The organism is Limibacterium fermenti (assembly GCF_041902845.1).
GTDB lineage: Bacteria > Bacteroidota > Bacteroidia > Bacteroidales > Dysgonomonadaceae > Limibacterium > Limibacterium fermenti.
The window spans coordinates 1,283,738-1,303,071 of sequence record NZ_CP159486.1 but is presented as its reverse complement, the minus strand read 5'-3'; the positions used below and the strand labels follow the sequence as shown (position 1 = coordinate 1,303,071).

Here is a 19,334-nt window from a genome sequence, read left to right as displayed (position 1 = left end):
CGTTTATTTTCTTTATGATAGATGGGTTATTCCGGTCCAATAAGCTAAATCACGCTCGGCTGTATCTTTAAAGAGAAATTCCATACTTTTCCAAATCTATTTTTTTAGACTCTTCTTTCTCTGCTCTTTTAATTTTAGCGACAAATTCGGGATCGTAGTTATCCACTTCATTTTCCAGACCCACTTTTTTTAAGAAAGGTTTTAACGCTTTGCCGTGTTTATGCAAATCCACACGAAGATAACGGCTGATACCGTCGGCGTCTTTTTCTATTGTTATACCTGATACTTTTGACATAGCTGTAACCTGTTTATTATTAGAATTACAAAGATAATAAAAAGAGACCGATGATGTCAACTATTTAGATACCCGCGTTCGGTTAATTTCCTATAAAGAATCTCCGAGTCCGGATGACCGGCAAAAGCGAAACTATCCGGAGCATTCAAAAGGCCTGTATATTGATAAACAAGTATTTTCTCCACAAAGGGTGAAACCGCCTCTAATTGCCGGATCACCCTTTCGGAGGAAGCCGGTAACAATGCGCTCCGATATACATCACCTTCAAACCGGAATATTTCCACGTCAGCCCATAAACTTGATCTGGACGCCTTCTGATGAAGACGATATAAACGCTCGAAGAATCGGGCGCTTTCATCCACCTGCGTCTTCTCCACACCTATTTCATCCTGATAAGCGATATAGTTCACATTCAGCATTTCGATCTGTTTCACATACTTAGCATCTTCTTTCACATTTCTTGTTCCGTAAGGAGCGATCAACGTTTTGGCATTAGGCGTCAGTTTTGCCGCTTCTTCCGAACAAGTATTTACATAATCGATAAAAAAATCGTCATAATGCCCGGATATTCCTGTTTCATTCGGATAATACCATCCGTAAAAGCTGGGATGATGGGCATATTTTTCGGCGATTTCATTCATCCCCTTTAATCGCAACTTCCCTATCTCCGGATCAGTCATTAAAAAGTACGGATTTTTATAGTCGCCGAAATAATCATTGCTGATAAAAAAGCGTATTCCGCAGTCATCCGCCGCATTTAAAACGGTTTCCAAGGGATCGTCGCAGCCCATCTCGTGTGAAGGTTGCAATGAAGAAGAATAAAAGGTTCTTCCGTTAATCGCCACGTCGAGCAACACCAAATAACGAATACCGCTATCGGCAATTTCTTTGACCTTCGCTTCCCATTGTTTTGCGGTAAATGTCTTTAGGGTTTCATCCCAATACTTTCCCTCGGCAACGTTATGATGTTGGAATTCAAACCATGCTCCCTCGATAGGCTTTATTTTCCTTGAATTCCCCGCTAATGCAGCTTGAATTTCAGAAGAAAAACTTCCCGCCAGAATCGTTGCGCCACATGTTTGTAAAAAAGAACGTCTATTCATTTTGATTTTCTATTTTAAATTAAAGGCCTCTTCCGAAAAAATTGTTACACGAAGAACGACTGAGGTCTCATGGATTCCAATAGCAATCGGGATCTATATAACTGGTTATCGATTTGTCAACATCGGAAATAATTCCCTGATTTCTCTTTCCGTCGGTTGACGTCCGTATTCACAAATTTCAAAAGCCTCCGCGTCCGTCACAGCCTGTCCTTTTTCCTCTCCGTACCACTTTATAAGACATTCCCTCACTGCCGGAATAATGGGCCTTTTGCGATTCGACTTCAGCCTTTTCAACCTTTCCTCTTTATCTGCAGGCACTTGTTGGGATTCTGTCCAAGGCAACCATTCGAAATATTGCGATTCATGGGCCGACATGGCATCTATTTTCTGATCGAAAACATCCGATATATCGATCGCGATATCGGGAGAAAAAGGATATGGTTTCTGAAATTTATCCTGTACATACAGGAAAACAGGATTTTTCTTTAACGGCGGCGTATCGGATGCCACATTCGGAACAATCACCATATAAGCGGCATCCTGAACAAGAGTCGCCGTATTTCTGTGATCGGGATGATAATCATACGGCCTTGGCCCTATCACAATATCCGCATTCCATTGCCTGATTAGTCTGATTACTTCTTTTCTTACGTCCAGCGTTGCCAACAATTCCCCATCGTGGTTATCCAAAACCTTATAGGTTACACCAAAGCGTTTTGCGGCTTCTTCAGCTTCTGCACGGCGCCTTTTAGCCAACTCGCCTCCCCCGCTGTTCTGGTGCCCCGCATCGCCGTTAGTCAACGAAACAAAAAGCACATTATGTCCAAGCCGGGCAAATTTAATAGCCGTTCCTCCTGCCGTTCCGTCCGCATCGTCAGGATGCGCTCCTATTACAATTACATTTATCTTTTTATCTTGACTGTAAACAAGACCAAAAGGAAGCATAAAAGAAAGAATAACGATTAAATATTTCATAAGTCTCATTTTAAATTAATCTATTTTGATTCTCTATTCGAGATAAATTATCCCTCATAATTCATAACATAGTGCAGCAGCCCCCAATATACCTATATTTTGCAATTCCGATTTCAAGATGCTTAGCTTTTTAATAGAATTGGGAAAAGGAAAATCCGTTAAATTGCGATACATTGCCTCTTTAAACAAGTGCAGTGAATTGGAAATTGCGCCACCGAAAATGATGGCTTGCGGATCGACGGATAAGACAACCATCTTAACCAACGCGGCGACATGTTTGCCGTACTCATTCATTATTTCGATAGCTGCCTGATCTCCTTTCTCCGCCTTGAAAGCAATTTCACGACCGGTCGTATTTTTCTTCGTAAAGAAAAAACTGCCGCAATATTCCTCCAATTTTCCTCCGTGATAAGGCATTTCCCCATATTCCCCTGAGCCGCAATTCGCATCTGCCAGTAATCTGCCTCTCTGAATAATTCCGCCCCCTACCCCGGTTCCTAAAGTTATTCCCACAAAATTCTCAAACTGCCGGCCTAACCCGTAAATACGTTCTCCCATGGCGAAGCAGTTGGCATCATTATTGATAAAAACAGGCAATCCGAATTTCTCTTCCAAAATCGATTTCAGATGCACTTCTTCCCAGTTCCGAATATTTTGGACATGATACACAATGCCTTGAGCACTGTCTACGACACTCAGTACGCCAATGCCGATACCGGTTGTTTCAACCGTTTTCAACCGGTCGATTATCTCTTCCAATATCATAAGGGTGATTTCTCCCCCTTTGTCGGCTTCCGTATCCCTCACGGTTTGTTTGATTAAGTCTCTATCTTTCACCAAACCTCCTTTAATGGTTGTTCCGCCGATGTCGATTCCAATAAGATGCTTCATCTAATGCTATTTTATTACGTAATATGAAGTTTGTTCGCTTATGGCATATCCGGCAATTTCCATCCGTTATGATAGGTGTGGTGAATCATTTCTTGAGCAAAAGCTTGCGCATTAACAGGTTCCGTCCACGTTTTATTGAATGTGGGATTACCGTCGGCAATCTTAAAACCGTCCTCTATAATTGATTTTATCGTAGCCTCTTTAGGAATATTGATGAATTGCATATTCTCCCCATTCCATTCTAAGATTTGATTGAGATTTTGTAATCTAACGGCCAAGACTCCCATAACGACCATTTCATTCAAAGGGCCGGCAATGGAAAAATCGGATGCCGCTTCTATTCGCGTTTCTGCACTTTCCTTGCAGGCGCGGACCCAATCCATTTGATGTGACAGCGTTATTTCACGTTGCGTTTTTGGAGATGCCGGTATCCTACCGGATATCAACCAAGGTTGACTACCGGAACTTCCACATATAAGCGTGTCTTTGCTGCCATGGAAAATAACAGCCCCGCCTCCGACATTCAAATCCTTTCCCTCAGGCATGCCTTTCGGACGGAAAGGTTTCAACCCTCCATCATACCAGGTGATTTCTACTTCAGGCATTCCAACCTTCGGTAAATTGTTGCGAGCAGGGAAAACATATTTGAACATTTGAGCGTTCGGGCAACTTTCCGACATCAACAGGGTGGATGAACCTTGTACTTTTTGAGGATAATGCAATTTCAAACTCTTAAATACCGGATGAAGAATATGACACGCCATATCGCCTAAAGCGCCCGTGCCGAAATCCCACCATCCCCGCCAGTTCCACGGAGTATAAATACGGTTATACGGCCTCATGGGAGCGGGCCCTACAAATAAATTCCAATCCAATGTTTTTGGAATAGCTTCTACCTCTTTCGGCCGGGCCAATCCCTGAGGCCAAAAAGGGCGGTCGGTAAATGCTTCTACTTCGGTGACTTCCCCAATTTGTCCATCCCAAATCCAATCGATGATTTGCCGGACTCCGGGGGAGGAAGCTCCGCCATTTCCCATTTGGGTCGCTACTCGATATTTCTTTGCCAAGTTCGTTAATAACCGGGATTCATATACACTGTGGGCTAAAGGCTTTTCAACATATACATGTTTACCCATCGTGATTGCATCCGCGGCTATAACAGCGTGGGTATGATCGGGAGTTGCAATCATCACAGCATCTATACTTTTGCCCAGTTCCTCGTACATTTTACGATAATCGAAGTATTTTTTCGCCTTTGGAAAATAGTCGAAAACCCGTTTGCTATATTTCCAATCCACATCCGCCAACGCTACGATATTCTGGCTTTCCATCTGCTTAAGTACGGCGAAGCCTCTTCCCCCTACCCCTACTCCCGCAATATTTAATTTGTCGCTGGGAGCGGTATGGCCCAATGTCTTACCTAACACCGTTGAAGGTACAACCGTCAATCCGACAGCAGCGGTCGCTCCGGTATAAATAAATTTTCTTCTTGATATTTTTGATGACATCTGCATTTTCTGATGTGATATCCCATTTTTTGAATCGATTAAAACAGATTATGGATTGTCTGAAGCATGGAGCATGCCTTTTTCCACATAATCCCAAAGATTTTTATCGATGATATGCACGATATCGAAAATCATCACCCCATCCGATTCCTGAAGATTCATTTTAATGGATTCCGTTAATCCTTCCGGATTGTCATAGAACTGATCAGCAAGAATTCCTCCAATGAATTTATTCTCGCCCATGATGTTTCTAAGATTCTGACAGGAACCTTCTACACAATACCATAAACTGCTTTGGGCATGCATGTCCGTTTCATTCTTTACAGCAGGATTCTTTTCCAGATAATCCTCAATCGTGATCGTCGTATAATAATTTCCGACCGTAAACAAATCGATCAATTCGGCATAGCCCGTATTTTTATAAGTCGGAGTCGCCCAGTCGTATTCTTTCGACGGATCATAATCCTTACTCGCAAAATTCACCCCTACTTCGAAATAAGTAGGATACCACGCCCCCGTATAGTCTCCGAACGAAAGATCCGGATTCACCGATTTTATTTTGTTGCGGGCCTTTACCATAAAATCATGAATGACCTGAGAACGCCATTCCACCCACTGCAAAAAGTATTTTCCTCTTTCAGGATAAAAATTGCCTTGCGTATCTTTTTTCCAAAGATAAATATCATCGGGATATTTATCAAGCTTCTTTCCTATATATTCTTCAAATTTTTGACGGGATAATTCGGAGAAATCGGCGGTAAAACCATCATAACGGACACGATCTAAAATAATCCCGTCTAATTTGGGATATTTCTCCGCAACTTCTGCAAATAAATTCAATATATATTCTTGAAACTCCTCATTTACGGGATTCACCATAGCGGAATACTTCTGTTTTTCCTCTGTGATGGGAATAAATTTTCTGTCTTCGGAAGGAGGATATACAACCGATGCCCAGTCGGATTTATTATCTTCATAAATAATTCCCCGGTTTACATAATTATGCCCTGCAACAAAAGTATTCATCGAAGCTTGCACCCGCATTCCTTCTTTATGCGCTTTCTCAATGAAATATCCCAAATAATCGAATGTATATAGGATCGACTTTCCATTCCACTCTGTCAGTTTCGGTGCATACTTGCTGTCGTAAAGCACATGTCCCGAAATCGGACGGATATCGACCACAACATCTGTAAAACCCAATTCATTCAGTTTATGTAAATAAAAATCGATCGTGTCTTTATTATTGAACCGGTGAATATTTGCCGTAGCATCTACCCACATTAATTTAGCCTTTGTTTCCGACTTTTGGCCTAATGTGTCTTTTTGTTTTGTATTACAGGAACAAAACAATATAAAAGTCAGAATACTTGCAGTAAAAAGTATAATTTTTTTCATCATTTTTTTATCTGATCTTATTTAATTCTTCTTCCGAAGGCCATCCGGTTTCCACTCCCTGCGAACGGAGCACTGATTGAAAATCATTCAAAATCCTTTTCTCTGCCCGTACCTGATGAGGAGTATAATTGTTATCTAAGGAAAAAGACAATAACAATCCGGTTGCTTCGCCGATATTCCATTCCACAGGATGCAAGCGGTAACATCCATTGGTAATATGGGTGGTACCTATGTTTTTGTTTACCGGAATCAAATTCTTCATCCTTACCGGAAGTAAGGCTCCCAACGGAATTTGAAACCTTAACGCATCCATGTCGATATAGTTTTGCATGCCGGTTGTGGGGTGCAAATCGATCGGATAATACCCTATACCGACGCTATCCTGAAAGAAAGCCGCTTTCTCCTTATCCAGCAAGGCCACCAACGCGCGATTGTCACGCCCGACATGCTCTTCCTTCACCGTAAACACCGCTTTTATCCGTCTCGATTCACGGACATACGGATATTTTGCCAATCCGTCCGAAGTCCCGAGGATATCTTTACGCAACCGTAATCCCGGCCAACCTGTCCCTCCATCCGGACGTAGGGCCTCTGTTTGTAACCAATATAACAAAGAAAGGCTTAACTGCTTTCCTCCTTCGACATACTTTTGAAAATCCTTCTCCGATGCTCCAATCAGGTTTCCCAAGAAATAATCATTTTGCGGCCAGTTGACCAAAGAAATATCACTTTGATAAAAACCCTTTTCGAAATTGTTTTTATCGATAATCCGCCGATAAGTCCATAGATTAAAAATATCTCCACATCCTTTATCTGTAGGATCAACGCATAGCGCTTTTTTCTCCAATGTCCGGGGATTCGAGTAATGGAGATCCAGGAGCCTCCCCGACCAGGGCTGCTTTAAGGAAGGAGTATAGCTTCGCCAAAAGTCATAATCGCGAGGTTTGCTGATGATATGCTTTTCATTCGGCAAATAATCGACTGCAAAACACATCGTGAATGCTTGCACATTATCCGCATCCCCGACCTCCGGAGCATGCAGCTCTCCGGTTTCTTTCTTTGATTCCATACCCGTGACAAATTCGGTACCGGTTAACGGAAGCAAATCGCCTAATTCGGTGGCATCAATGAAATAAGGAGCCGTCAGTATTTTCACTTCTCCTGTTATACTGTTTTTTACTGTTACATCTTCAACCCGGTCTTGCTGCACGGAACTTTTCACGGCCTTATAATGATATAATACCGTCAACCTTCCCGAACTCACATAAGGAGCCAGCATTTCATGGAGGATACTCAGTGCTACTTTTGGCTCATGACAAAGGCGCGAAACGGATGCATTTCCCGGATTAAAATAGGGATTGTTCCTTACCTCCTCTTTTAGCGGATAGTTTTTCTTATAATATTCTCTTATTCTATTCCGAAAATCCCGGTACATTTTTGTAGCTCCCGTATGTTCTATCCATCGATTTTCATCCGGTGGCACTCCCTGTTGCGTGAGTTGCCCTCCAAGCCAATCGGTTTCTTCGGTAAGAATTACTTTTTTCCCGTTTTTCACCGCCGAAAGAGCCGAAGCCACGCCGCCCAATCCGCCTCCGATAACAACGATATCCGCCTTTAAAACCTCTTCATGACTTAAAACGGATACCCGTCCCGAAGCATTTATCTGTGACATGCTTTTTAGTTCGGGCGAGGCGATCATCAGCGCTCCTCCCGCCGATACAGCCTTTAAAAAGTTCCTGCGTTTCATTTTTTTCTTATAAGATTTCGTTTACAACCTGATTGAAATACTCGATCGATTGCTTTATCTGCGGTAAATTGTTTTCCCAGTCGGCTTCATATTCTATCGTGAAATAGCCCTTGAAGTGTTGCCGCTTGAGCTCCTGCATCATATCCTTTACATTCAGGACACCCGTCCCCCATACCACATCTTCCAGGATCCCGTCCTCTCCTTTAGGGGCAATATCCTTAAAATGCAACGAAACGATTCGTCCTTCCAATTGTTTGAGGGCCGATACCGGCTCTATGTCCATCCTTTTGTAATGCCCTACATCGGCACAAGCGCCTAACAACGGAGCTCTTTGACCGATGTTCTTCAGCAATATCTCCGGCTTCCAATACGAATTTTCATTCGGATGATTATGGGTCGCGACTTTTATGCGGTATTTCTTAGCCAGGGCTTCCACCACGTCCCAATCTTCACGGGCAGGCTCGGCGCTGATAAACTCCATCTTCATCTTTTTGGCAAAAGAAAATACAGCCTCCCATTCTTCCCGGTTAGCGACCCAAACCCCTGAAGAAACGATCCGGATATTCCTTTTCTTTGCTTCCTGCCTGAGCTTTTTTTGTTGCCCGTCATTCAACTGGTAGCCGAAAACATCGTCCCCGAAGCCGTTTCCGAGTTTTTGTCCGGGATAGATTTCGATAAAGCGGATTCCCAAATCCTGCGTTTTATCCAATGATTCCATGACTGAAAACAAATGGAAAGTATACGATTGCATGGAAAGGTGCCACCCCTGTTTATCCGCCTTTGTTTGATTCTTGTGCTGCGCACAGGCCGTACCCGATAAAAGGCACGCCAGAACGATTATTAAAGTTTTTGTTGTTTTCATATTGTTTAAAATTTTATTGTATTCCAATCAAAGAGCGACATCATCGAAGGCACTATTATTTATAGTGCCTCAAAAAAAACGTGCAAACTCAAATCAATTGGTTTACACGTTTTTTTTGTAATTATCCGGGTTCCGGATGCTCCCTATTTTTATTCTCTTATTTACTCACTTCTCACCTCCTGTTTAAGATAAAATCCAAACCCTGCTCGGTGTAATTCTGAAACTCGTGGTCGGAAGAAATGAGCGGTATCCGGTCGGCAATAGCCTGAGCAATGATAGCATGGTCATTCATGTCTTTATGGTCTTCCGCAATTTGCAACGATTTATATGCCTTGAAATGACAGGCATTAAAATAGACAATCTCCAAACCGTTGTCTTCTATAAGCGATTTTAGTATATCGTTCTCACACTTGTAATGGCTGTCGAACTTCTTATACTTCAATTTTCCGATGCGAAACAAAAAAAGAAGCTCCTGCACGGCAAAATTACTGGCATACAAAATAGACGAATAATCTTTGAGTTTGGTCCATACATTGACATCCATCTCTTCGAATTGCTTTCCTAAAAGAAAGATTAATATATTCGTATCCAAATAATACCGCATGCGATTATTCCAAGATAGCGTCCATATCTACAATCTCTAAAATGCCGTGAGGATATTTTTCCCAGAATAATTCCACTTTTGATTTCGGCCTGTCTTCCGATTCCTTCACCCCTTGTTCTTCCCTAATTACGTCAGCCGCAGTCTTCCAAGGTTTCTTCTTTCTTTCTGTTTTCTTTGTTGTATCCATCATTGTTTCTCCTTACTCTTTGTTTGCAAAATCAATAACACGCAAAGTTACAAATAATTTTCAGAAGAAAGCAAAAATGAAAATAAAGAAGCCGGGAATAAAAAATTCAGAAGCGGGGAGTTCGCTGGAAAGGCACAAAATTGTACAACCCGCCGACTGCCGAAAACGGATAAACGTGTAAACCAATATGTCAAAGAACTCTTTTGACTTTATTTTCAGTAAAATATTTTGTATTTATTCTTACTGGTACCCCTGACGAATCTCTGAATTTTCGTCAGGGGCGTATATCCTATTTAGGCATATCGGGAAGCGAAAACCCGTTCTCATAGGTATGCCGGATCCATTCGTTTGCCATCTCCAACGCATTGAAGTCGGCAAACCGCCGGTCGAATTTCGGATCGCCGTCAATCACCGCATATTCATCCACGGTTACGATTTTGATCGTATCGTTCGGGGATATATTGGTGAAACGCATGTTCTCCCCGTCCCATTTCAACTCCCGGTGCAATCCCGAAAGCCGTACGGCCAGTACGCCCATAACCACCATTTCGTTGAAAGGCCCCGAAAATCCGAAGTTCGACGAAGCTTCCCGCCTGTTTGCCGGCGATTCCTTGCAAGCCCTTATCCAATCCTGTTCATGGGCATTGGTGTCCCAGATATTCCCGTTGCCGCCCTTGACACGCGCCAGGGTAGCTTCCGGCTGTTTAAAACCGTCCATCTTTGATGTAGGCAATAAGGTCGGATTCATTCCATAGCAACCGGTCATGATCTTCCCTTTCGTTCCTACCAAAATAATACCTCCGTTGGAATCACCCATCATCTCCCCGTCTTTCAATTCTTCCGGGCGGTCGGGAAGCAATCCCCCGTCATACCAGTAAACCGTCAATTCCGGCATGTTCACCTTTCCGGCGGCCGGGCGTGCAGGGAACCGGTACTTTACGATTTGTGCCTGGGGCGGGGAATACAGGTTGGACAACGTTGAACTGGCCGATACGCCGACCGGGTATTTCAAGTCCAGGGCCCAATACAGGGGATCCATGATATGGCAGGCCATATCCCCCAGCGCGCCGGTACCGAAATCCCAAAAGCCGCGCCAGTTCCACGGTGTGTAGGCCGGATCGTACGGGCGTTTTTTGGCCGGCCCCACAAACAAATCCCAATCCAGTGTCGAAGGAACCGGCACGCCTCCTTTGGGTTCGGGCAATCCTTGCGGCCAGATGGGCCGGTCCGTCCAGCAATGGGCTTCGTATACGTCGCCGATGATTCCCGATTTCACCCATTCGGCTACCTGCCGGCACCAGTCGAAGGAGTTGCCCTGGTTGCCCATTTGAGTGGCGACTTTGTATTTCTGCGACAGTTTTGTAAGCAGCCTTGACTCATAGACGGAGTGCGTCAGCGGTTTTTGCACATAGGTATGTTTTCCCAGGGTGATGGCATGGGCCGCCACCCCCGCATGGGTATGGTCGGGAGTGGCCACCAGGACGGCATCGATGGAGTTACCCATTTCCTCGAACATAACCCGCCAGTCCTTATAGCGTTTGGCTTTGGGGAAATCGTTGAATGTTTTCGAGGCGTATCTCCAGTCCACATCGCATAAGGCGATGATGTTTTCGGTTTTCATGTTTGCCAGGTTGCGGCGACCCATCCCCCCGATACCGATACCGGCAATGTTCAGTTTATCACTCGGGGAGGTATACCCCCGTGCCTTTCCCAATATCGTGTTGGGAACAATGGTAAGACCGGCAGCCCCTAAAGCCGCCGTCTTTAAAAATTTTCTACGTGAATACGTTGTCATATTATTTATAGTTTTCATTTTGAGTCAAAACTCCGTTGGAACGGTCTATTTCAGCCTGAGGAATCGGGAACGGCCAACTTCTATCCGATGCTTCACTTCCTTTTCCGGCATAATTGTATTTAGCGGAAAATGCTTGCATTGTTTTAACGTAATCTCCCCAACGAATTAAATCATATAAACGAAGGCCTTCCAATGCGAATTCTGCTCTTCGTTCATTCTTGATAACTTGTTCCAAATTATCCGTTATTTTTACAGCAAACCGGGATTCAAATATCGGCTCATTGATATCTGTTAACGTTCCTTCAAATTTACGTTGGATGGCAAATTGATCTTTCTTTGATGTAGAAACAAAAGCTCTATGCCTAACCATATTGAGATATTTCACTACTTCATCTTTACTTCCCTCCGTTTTTAATACGGACTCAGCATAAATCAATAATGTTTCTGCATATCTTATCCAATAGGGAGCCCATTTACTTCGTTGCAAATTACCATCTACCCTATAATCATAGGGTACAAAAGCCTTACGATTTTGCAATAAACTAAAATTATAGTATCCCTTATAATTATGGATTTCTTGATCATTCCCTTTTTTGAAAATATCCCCATCGCTGATAATTGTAAATAATTTTCTGGGATCTTGAGTATCATAAGACATCGCCAAATCAGTTGTGGGAACATTGCCTCCCCATCCTCCCACATTATTCCTTCCGACATTCATGATAGCATAAGAATCCGTCAAATATCCGGTTTCAGGGACATATTTGCTCAAACATGTAAATAGAGATTCAGAAGAAGCAAATCCTTTGTCATAGTCTCCTCCGTATAAATCCTGAAAGTCGGTCGCCAATGCCAGTCCACCGTTAGATATCACCTCTTTCGCCGCATTTTTCGCTATCGTATATTCTTCTTGTGCATTTCCCTGCATTTTGTTTTGTTCCATCAGTCCGGCAAAGAATAATGCAATACGTCCTTTGAACGTATAGACAGCGTCTTTAGATACCCGCCCCAACTCAGTAGACAAATCAAAATTCTTTCTCCAAGGTAAATTCGGGTCATTTATGGCATCATCCAAATCCTTATATAACTGAACCCTTATTTCCTCTACTGATGCCTTTTCGAGTCTATCGGAAGGCGATTGAACCGTTGTTATTAGAGGAACGCTTTCAAACGTATTGACTAAATCAAAATAATACCACGCCCGAAGAAACTTCATTTCGGAAATATAACGAGAAATAGTTTCCTTGCTAATAGGTTCCCCTCCGCTTGTTAAAGACAGATCTTCCTTACTTAATTGCGCGATACCGACATTACAGCGCCCGATACCTGTATAGCGCTGTGTCCAGGCTTCCTGTAACAAAGGATTACTGGAAAGCGGATATCCCTTCCCCAATTCGGTCGTTTGAGGCCGGTCACCGGCATCCGATCCGCCTCCATCGGCGTCATCCACACTTTCACTTCCAATTGCGACTCTATTAATGGAGTACGCAAAGCCATCATGTAAAGGAGCATAGCAGGAAGTCACCAATTTAAAAGCCGCATCATCCGTATTCATATACGCAGATTCATCCAAACGCCCCCTGGGATCCCGATTAAGAAAAGAATCACTGCAGGATATTAAAAGGCACAGGCAGCTCAACAAAAGTATATATACATATTTTTTCATTGCATTTCTAATTTTATTCATGATTAAAAAGCCAAATTTATTCCCATCATATAAGTAGCGGACTGAGGATAATAACCATCGTCAACGCCATTATTAAGCGGGTTGCTATTACCAATTTCAGGATCCAATCCGGTATATTTTGTAAAGGTGAGTAAGTTATATGCACCTACCCATATTCTAATACTGGCAATATTATAATGAGATAATATGCTTTGCGGTAAAGAATATCCTAATTGAATATTCTTTAATCTCAAATAAGATCCGTCCTCTACCAACCAATCCGAGACCTGAAGATTATTGGTGTTGTCCGTATTTATTTGAAACTGTTCGTTGGTCGAATTTGTCGGAGACCACGCTTTTTTCATTAAATCTTTAGGAGCATTATACCATCCCACACCGGAATTCATGTCGATCTTTTTTGCATTCATTATCTTATTTCCATAAGTGCCTTGGAATAGAAGCGATAGGTCAAAACCCTTGTAATCGGCTGCTATATTAAATCCATAACTCATTTTCGGGAAAGGATTACCGATATTTGTCCTGTCATTTGCATTAATGGCGCCATCGCCATTCAAATCTAAAAATTTCAAATCTCCAGGGCGGGCCGTTGACTGAATTAATCCACCCTCTTTGTTTTTATAGGCTTTTATCTCAGCTTCATTTTGAAAAATACCATCCGTTTTCAGTCCATAAAAGTAACCAATCGGTTTTCCTTCTTCTGTTTTAGTGGTAGTAACCGTTATCCATCCTCCACCATACAAGGGTTCGCCCCCGCCCAAACTCAAAACCTCATTATTGAAAGTAAACAGATTAGCTCCCAACGAATAATTAAAATCTTGAATGGAATTTCTATATTTTACATCTATTTCCCATCCTTTATTCCGAATGCTTCCTGCATTTACCCATGGATTATTAGGAAATCCCAGATAAGATGGTAGCGGAACTTTCAAAAGCATATCTTTTGTCTTTTTCTGGAAATAGTCTATATTGAGGTTCAACGTGTTCTTGAAGAATCCTAAATCGAGTCCTATATCAAACTGTTCGGTGGTTTCCCATTTTACATTCGAATTACCCATTAAGTTATTTCCTCCCATTAATTGAGAATTAAAATTACTTCCAAACAAATAATATCCCCAATTTCCCGTAAAGGTCGACTGATAAGCTCCGCCTCTGTTACTTGCGTCGTTGATGTCATAAATAGCCTGATTACCAATTTGTCCCCAGCTTGCACGTAATTTTCCATTTGAAAGCCAATCCAGATTATTCAAAAATGATTCTTCCGAGAAATTCCATCCTGCGGAGAAAGAAGGGAAGGTTCCCCATTTATATCCGGGTCCGAAATTCGAAGAACCGTCTCGACGGATATTAGCAGTGAATAAATACCGGTCTTTATAAGAATAAAACAGACGCGTAAATAATGACTGTAATGCCGATTCGGATTTCCAACCACTTGCAGCAGGGTTTTTTGAAGCTGCATCTAATATTCTTTGAGCCTCATCATTACTTACCAATCCTTGACGTGAGGCTGACGTCGCTTCCGATTTTGTTTCTTCGGCGGAAGTGCCGATCATGGCTAAGAGAGTATGTTCGCCGAAGGTTTTATTAAAAGTCAAGGTATTATCCCACACCCAATAATCGGAGTTTGAATAATTTTTGCTCACGGTTGCATCATTTGCGAATTGATCTCCGTCCAGATAAAATTTAGGATTAAAACCATCGGATCCTCCTCTATATAAATCGACACCTACGCTTGTTTTAAATTTTAGCCAAGAAGTTAAGCTCGCTTCAAAATTCAGGCCGCCTTTTAAAGACAGATCGTTCCATACATTATCTTTACGAATATCCGTCTGAGCAACCGGATTTTCCTTATTGGTCAACAGTATAGGGGAATACCATGAATAGCGATCATTCGGATCTACTTGATCCATAAAAAAACTTGACTCCAAAAAATCAGGAATGTTTTTTAATCCTTTTCTATATACCGGAGAGATCGGATCGGCTGTGAATGCAATAAAAGAAGTATTAAAGCCGGGAGAATTTTCTGTCACATTTCTTCTGGATTGTTTAATCACCCCTATATTCCCAGCCATTTTCAACCATTTATACATTTGGTGATCGATATTTGTCAACCACGAAATTCTATCGAAATCCGAGCCGTTTATGATGCCATCTTGTTTCATATATCCCAGATTGGTGTGATATGCCAAGTTATTAGCACTTCCCGAAATGGATAAATCATAATTCTGAACGGGAGCATTTTTATGATTGATTTCTTTCCACCAATTCGTTCCCTCTTCACTTCCGGTATTCTCTTTCAAAAACTGTAAGATTTTGTTCTTTTGATCATCGGTATAAAAGGGAGCATTTCCGGCATTTGTATTCGCCAGATTTTTATAATCGATAAATTCCGAAGCATTCATGACGTCATAAGTCTTTATAGGATTTTGCACGCCATAATAGGCATCCAATGTGATTCGAGTTTTACTTTCACCGCTCTCCCCTCTGTTTGTAGAGATAATAATTACCCCATTGGCTGCCCGGGATCCGTAAATAGCCGTTGCAGAAGCATCTTTTAATATTTCCATTGATGCAATATTATTCGGATTCAGCCATCCTATATCTGTTTGAGGCAATCCATCTACGATATACAACGGATTATTATTATTCACGGTACCTACTCCGCGCACCCTTACGGTAGGAGGTGTGCCGGGGCTTCCTCCGGTTGAAGTGACGGTAACTCCCGCTGTTTTACCTTGTAAAGCATCTGCGATACTCCTAACAGGTAAATTTTTCAGATCGTCTCCCGACACCTGGCTTAAAGCTCCTGTCAGATCACTTTTTTTCATGCTTCCATATCCAACGACCACCACTTCTTCTAACGCTTCCGTATCTTCTTGCAACACGATATTTACGGTTGTTTTACCGTTAAGAGCAATGGTTTGCGAAAGCATTCCGACATACGAAACCTCCAATACGGCATTGGGCGATACATTCGGTAAAATAAAGTCGCCTTCGGCATCGGTAACAGTGCCGGCTCCTGTTTCCTGTATTTTCACCGATACGCCTATCAAAGGCTCTCCTTTTGCATCTGTAACCGTTCCTTTCACGGTAACGGCCTGTGCAAACAAACATACGGAAAATGTCCACATCAAGAGGAGCATCATTCCTTTCGTTAAATTTAAAATCACTTCTTTCATTCTTAGATTTTGTTTTAAATTGATTGATTATTTACGAGATATTAGTATAAGCAAACTTTACGGGCTTGTTTTACTAGTAGAATGGTACACGGATAAGTTCATAGATCGAATAAATGTCGGTGTATCTTCATACAGGCAAAATTAGATGTTCCCGACTCCGACGCCAAAAAAAACAGTTTGACATTTATTTTGAATCGCTTGATTTTTATTACCTTTGCTGAAACGTATTCACTTTGAAAAATTTAATAAATGATTGCTGAGTCAAGAGAAAAAATAAGCAGAAAGCATATCGGGCGAAATGTGCAAAGGGTTCGCACGTATTTTGGGATCAAGCAGGAGGTTTTGGCTGCCGATCTTGGTATTAGCCAGTCGGAAGTGTCGAAGATCGAAAATCAGGATGAAATAGAGGAAGGATTATTATCCCAAATTGCCGGCGTTTTGGGCGTTTCTCCGGAGGTAATCAAAGATTTTGACTCAGAAAAGGCCATTTATAATATTAATAATATCAGAGATAATACTTTCGAAGAAGGTTCTACATCCATTGCTCAACAATTTAATCCGATAGATAAAATAATAGAGTTGTACGAACGTTTATTGCAAAGTGAGAAGGAGAAGAACGAGTTGTTGAAAAATAAATGATTCTTATTACCTTTGCTTTTAATATAAACCATACATAAATACGTAAAAAAATGGAAACGATAAATCACGACAATGCAGTTCACCTTGGGAGGAAAATTGAACGGGTGCGCCACCTTCGGGGCATGACGCAAACAGAATTAGGTGAGCGATTGGGAATAACAAAGCAAGCTGTCTCGAAAATAGAGCAAACAGACAAATTTGATGACAAACGCCTTGAAGAAATTGCTTCGGCATTAGGTGTAACCGTAGAAGGATTGAAGAAATACAACGAAGAAACAGTATTTTATAATACGAATAACTCTTACGAAAACTGTTGTGTCTCAACAAATGGTGTAGGTAATAATCATACATTTAACCATTCTCCCATAGAGAAGATCGTTGAGTTCTATGAGAAACAGTTGGAGAAAGAAAGAGAAAGGTTTGAGTCTTTAAAAAAAGAGAAAGAATAGATGTTTGCGAGATGCTCAAGGCTATCTGCAACAACTGCGTTTTAAAAGAGATGGTAAAAGAACTTATTGCTACCAAAAATGAAGAAATCCGTTGGCTGAGAGAAGAAATTAAGACATTGAAAAACAAATGATTTTTTTACTGCCGTTGCCGGAACGGATTTACAGAAATCAAATACAATACGCGAAGATTGAAAGAGGTGAGTCCGCTCCGAAAAGGATTATTACACGGAGAATTCACAGAGACGCCACACGGAGTTCTCAGAGATTTTTCTCTTGCTGATGCAAACTTCCGAAGCAATATATTCATTTTCAACTGCAAATGTAAATCTCTTTTTTCTCTGTGTTCTCTGTGAAACCTCTATGTAACTCTGTGAAACTTTCATTCGGACTTTTCGGAGTACACTCAAGAGGTTTAATAAATAAAGCAGCAAAATTATGGGACAAGATGCATTAAAAATAGAACTCATAGAATGGCTCGCACGTCTTGAAGATGAAGATACAATCCGTTATCTGAAAGTTGTAAAGGACGGCACTTCTCAACTCGGTTAAAGAAATTGTGCCATATAAACCGGTAAGCATATCAAGTCGCGCTCTTTACGCAAGTCTTTGGTGTATAACAAATATCTGTTCAGGATTCTATCGGAATATTTGGCGTTAAACGCGTCTAAAGATGCATGAGCCTTATAACCCGATGATTTCACCTCTATAGGACAAATTTTGTTTTTCCTTGCCAGTAAAAAATCAATTTCGTAGTTATGATTGCCCCTTTCTTTGGGAAAAGTGTAGTAAAATAGTTCATTGCCTGATGCACGTAGCATTTGTGCGATTACATTCTCATAAAGATATCCCAAATCGGTGTTTAAGTTATCGTTTAATAGCTTTTGGTAAATGATGTTTTCCGTAAAGTCTCTGTCTTTGAATGCCAAGGTGGTGAATAATCCAGTATCGCTCAAAAACATTTTATAACGTTTTAGGTCTTTGTGCAACGACAACCCGGCACTTGGGTCGTCAGCATGATACGCTAACGAAATGGTCATAGAATCCTGCATATCTGCGATAATTTCGCCAACCCTGTCATTTCTCCCATTTTCTATCACACTGGAAACCTGATAACTTGAACTGTTCTTATTCAGTTCGGCGGGGATAGCGTCAAAAAGCAACGAAGCCTTGCCTGTCGGGTCGATCTTTCGGAAGTCCTCCTCATAGAGTTCCAAAATATTCCTTTTGATCTGATCGACTGAACTTAAATTGTTAGTTTCCAAATATTCATCCACGGCTTGCGGCATTCCGCCCACTAACATATACAAGCGAAAGTCCCGCATCAAGCGTCTGTTCAGATCGTCTCCCAACGGTTTTTTATTATCATAAGCTGTCTTGATGAACGGTATTGTTACAGTATCCCCCAATGCCCATCGGAATTCTTCATAATCCATTGGATACAAGTTTACTCTCGTTTCTTCACTTGGAATAACGATATCACGGATATTCTTTTTTATGGATAACAGAGAACCTGTTTCTATATAATCATATCGATGATCTTTTACCAAATGCTTAATTGCCTGGCGAGCCAATGGTTGTGTTTGAACTTCATCGAAGATGATTACTGAATTACGTTCTTGTAAACTTGTTTTATAGATAACTTGAAGGCACAGGAAAAAGTAATTTAAATCGGACAAATCGCGAAACAATTCGTTGACTTCTTTTGGTGCAATGGAAAAATCGATTAAGATGTAGGAGGCATATTCCTTTCGTGCAAATTCTTCCGCTATTGTAGATTTCCCGACACGCCTCGCTCCTTTGATTAACAGCGCCGTTTTACCATTCTGCTCCTGTTTCCATTTAAGCATCCGGTCATACAATTTTCGTCGAAATATTCTATTGTCCATTTTCTAAATCTTTTAACGTATAGTTGCCATTTGGCTCTTCTTTCCTCTTTTACCCGGCTCAATTGTCTACAAAGTTAATGATTTGTCAGGAATCGCAAAATGTTTTTATAGCTGTTCGACAAAGATCGCAAA

At 41.6% G+C, this 19,334-nt stretch carries 16 protein-coding genes; 2 read left to right on the top strand and 14 right to left on the bottom strand.

Features of this window, described 5'->3' with window-relative positions:
• Window positions 1–67 precede the first annotated feature (67 nt).
• The 13 genes from ABNK31_RS06000 to ABNK31_RS05940 all read right to left on the bottom strand — a co-directional run bounded on the left by ABNK31_RS06000 (window position 68) and on the right by ABNK31_RS05940 (window position 16,228).
• A complete protein-coding gene (locus tag ABNK31_RS06000; protein WP_418894780.1) occupies window positions 68–295 on the bottom strand; it encodes a hypothetical protein in 228 nt (75 codons plus the stop codon).
• A gap of 56 nt (window positions 296–351) precedes the next feature.
• Window positions 352–1,398: a DUF4434 domain-containing protein gene (locus tag ABNK31_RS05995; RefSeq protein ID WP_418894779.1), complete on the bottom strand. Its 1,047-nt coding sequence runs from the start codon at window positions 1,396–1,398 to the stop codon at window positions 352–354.
• A gap of 105 nt (window positions 1,399–1,503) precedes the next feature.
• The gene (locus ABNK31_RS05990) at window positions 1,504–2,373 is read right to left on the bottom strand and encodes a PIG-L deacetylase family protein (protein WP_418894778.1); all 870 of its coding nucleotides are present in this window, start codon (window positions 2,371–2,373) and stop codon (window positions 1,504–1,506) included.
• A gap of 54 nt (window positions 2,374–2,427) precedes the next feature.
• The gene (locus ABNK31_RS05985; protein ID WP_418894777.1) at window positions 2,428–3,264 is read right to left on the bottom strand and encodes an ROK family protein; all 837 of its coding nucleotides are present in this window, start codon (window positions 3,262–3,264) and stop codon (window positions 2,428–2,430) included.
• Window positions 3,265–3,302: 38 nt separating this feature from the next.
• Window positions 3,303–4,772, bottom strand: a complete 1,470-nt coding sequence (locus ABNK31_RS05980; RefSeq protein WP_418894776.1) for a Gfo/Idh/MocA family protein — start codon at window positions 4,770–4,772, stop codon at window positions 3,303–3,305.
• A 48-nt stretch (window positions 4,773–4,820) separates the two neighbouring features.
• On the bottom strand, window positions 4,821–6,173 hold the full coding sequence (locus ABNK31_RS05975; protein WP_418894775.1) for an alpha amylase family protein: 1,353 nt from the start codon (window positions 6,171–6,173) through the stop codon (window positions 4,821–4,823).
• Between the two features lie 4 nt (window positions 6,174–6,177).
• Entirely contained in the window at window positions 6,178–7,917 is a 1,740-nt protein-coding gene (locus ABNK31_RS05970; RefSeq protein ID WP_418894774.1) for an FAD-dependent oxidoreductase, read from the bottom strand.
• A 7-nt stretch (window positions 7,918–7,924) separates the two neighbouring features.
• Window positions 7,925–8,779 carry a sugar phosphate isomerase/epimerase family protein gene (locus ABNK31_RS05965; RefSeq protein ID WP_418894773.1) on the bottom strand — a complete coding sequence of 285 codons (855 nt, stop codon included), beginning with the start codon at window positions 8,777–8,779 and terminating at the stop codon, window positions 7,925–7,927.
• 172 nt (window positions 8,780–8,951) lie between these two features.
• Window positions 8,952–9,383, bottom strand: coding sequence for a type II toxin-antitoxin system VapC family toxin (locus ABNK31_RS05960; RefSeq protein ID WP_418894772.1), 432 nt, complete (start codon window positions 9,381–9,383; stop codon window positions 8,952–8,954).
• A 4-nt stretch (window positions 9,384–9,387) separates the two neighbouring features.
• Window positions 9,388–9,573: a hypothetical protein gene (locus ABNK31_RS05955; RefSeq protein ID WP_418894771.1), complete on the bottom strand. Its 186-nt coding sequence runs from the start codon at window positions 9,571–9,573 to the stop codon at window positions 9,388–9,390.
• 286 nt (window positions 9,574–9,859) lie between these two features.
• A complete protein-coding gene (locus tag ABNK31_RS05950) occupies window positions 9,860–11,365 on the bottom strand; it encodes a Gfo/Idh/MocA family protein (RefSeq protein ID WP_418894770.1) in 1,506 nt (501 codons plus the stop codon).
• A gap of 1 nt (window position 11,366) precedes the next feature.
• On the bottom strand, window positions 11,367–12,920 hold the full coding sequence (locus ABNK31_RS05945) for a RagB/SusD family nutrient uptake outer membrane protein (protein WP_418894769.1): 1,554 nt from the start codon (window positions 12,918–12,920) through the stop codon (window positions 11,367–11,369).
• Between the two features lie 134 nt (window positions 12,921–13,054).
• On the bottom strand, window positions 13,055–16,228 hold the full coding sequence (locus ABNK31_RS05940) for a SusC/RagA family TonB-linked outer membrane protein (protein ID WP_418894768.1): 3,174 nt from the start codon (window positions 16,226–16,228) through the stop codon (window positions 13,055–13,057).
• A 249-nt stretch (window positions 16,229–16,477) separates the two neighbouring features.
• Between ABNK31_RS05940 and ABNK31_RS05935 the strand changes: the two genes are divergently transcribed.
• A complete protein-coding gene (locus ABNK31_RS05935) occupies window positions 16,478–16,867 on the top strand; it encodes a helix-turn-helix domain-containing protein (RefSeq protein WP_418894767.1) in 390 nt (129 codons plus the stop codon).
• Between the two features lie 50 nt (window positions 16,868–16,917).
• Window positions 16,918–17,316 (top strand): helix-turn-helix domain-containing protein, encoded by a 399-nt coding sequence (locus ABNK31_RS05930; RefSeq protein ID WP_418894766.1) that lies wholly within the window; start codon window positions 16,918–16,920, stop codon window positions 17,314–17,316.
• 545 nt (window positions 17,317–17,861) lie between these two features.
• Here ABNK31_RS05930 and ABNK31_RS05925 read toward each other — a convergent pair.
• Complete coding sequence (locus ABNK31_RS05925) at window positions 17,862–19,202, bottom strand: ATP-binding protein (RefSeq protein WP_418894765.1); 1,341 nt, start codon at window positions 19,200–19,202, stop codon at window positions 17,862–17,864.
• Window positions 19,203–19,334: the final 132 nt, after the last annotated feature.